At 39.4% G+C, this 1,019-nt stretch carries 2 protein-coding genes; both read right to left on the bottom strand.

The genetic code is table 11. The features are described from left to right. Positions 1–78 precede the first annotated feature (78 nt). Positions 79–834, bottom strand: a complete 756-nt coding sequence (locus tag ACYVTD_RS13815; RefSeq protein WP_461248306.1) for a tRNA threonylcarbamoyladenosine dehydratase — start codon at positions 832–834, stop codon at positions 79–81. After that, positions 827–1,019, bottom strand: a 193-nt coding sequence (locus ACYVTD_RS13810; RefSeq protein WP_461248305.1) for a type II toxin-antitoxin system RelE/ParE family toxin, incomplete at its 5' end; no start/stop codon positions are given. The genes ACYVTD_RS13815 and ACYVTD_RS13810, both read right to left, overlap by 8 nt.

Genomic DNA, 1,019 nt, shown 5'->3' with positions numbered 1-1,019 from the left:
TAAGGGAGCGTTCCATAACTGTTTTTACAACCAGTTTTTTTACAATTTCACTTACGTTTGTTTTTTTGAAAAATCTGCTCATGGCTTCCTCGCTTTTTCAAGTACGCTGTTAATTACCAAACTTGCCAGCAACAACCCCGCGCTTGCCGTTACAGTCACAATACTGCCGTTTACTTTTTTTCGCCCCTGATAAGGAGTATTCCCGCCAGTGGTTACAAATTGCTCCTCGTCCGTCTCATTATGCATTGGCGTTTCCGTACTGTACACTGCAGTAAAATCACCTGAAAATTCTCGCTTCCTTAAACCTTGCCGTACAAGCCGAGCCAAAGGACAGTTGCCTGTTTTCCATATCGAAGTTGCTTTTATTTTTGACGGGTCTGTTTTAAGAGCCATACCCATCGAAGAAAAGAGAATAACATTAGCGTTATAAACAATTTCGATTAAATCGAGTTTATGGTTCAAACTGTCAATAGCGTCTATCACAAAATCCGATTTTTCAATAAAAAAGTTTCCCGATGTTTCACGGCAAAAAATTTCGTCCCACGCCGTAATCTCACATTCAGGATTAATTTCCAAAAGCCGTTTTTTTAACGAGGACGCTTTAGGCTGTCCGATAGAGAGGGTAGTCGCCTCCACCTGACGATTCACATTTGAAGCGCAAACATCATCATTGTCGATAATGCCAAGCCTCCCTATCCCGGAGCGAACAAGCGCCTCCGCCGCCCAACTTCCCACGCCTCCCGCTCCAAAAACAAGAACGCGAGTATTGTTAAGTTTCTCAAGACTTTCTTTGCCGGTGAGTAAGACAAGTCTTTCAAAGATTGGGTTAATCATTCACACTTCCTAATATATTCATCCAGTCTCTGTGTCCATATAAAAAACGATCTATATTTATTTGTTTTTCTTTAACTTTATAAAATAAAATATAATTTTTTACCATTGTAAATCTAAATCCTTTAGATGCCAAATATTCATCAGGTACTGCCGGATATATAAAAGGCTTTTCTTTTATTTTTTTA

It is taken from the genome of Treponema sp. R6D11, assembly GCF_054786075.1.
The sequence above is the reverse complement of the archived record's forward strand: the minus strand, read 5'-3'. Positions and strand labels throughout refer to the sequence as shown.

Bases quoted from the DNA above. Each gene is read 5' to 3' on its own strand.
- ACYVTD_RS13815 (WP_461248306.1), bottom strand. From the start codon at position 834: ATGATTAACCCAATCTTTGAAAGACTTGTCTTACTCACCGGCAAAGAA.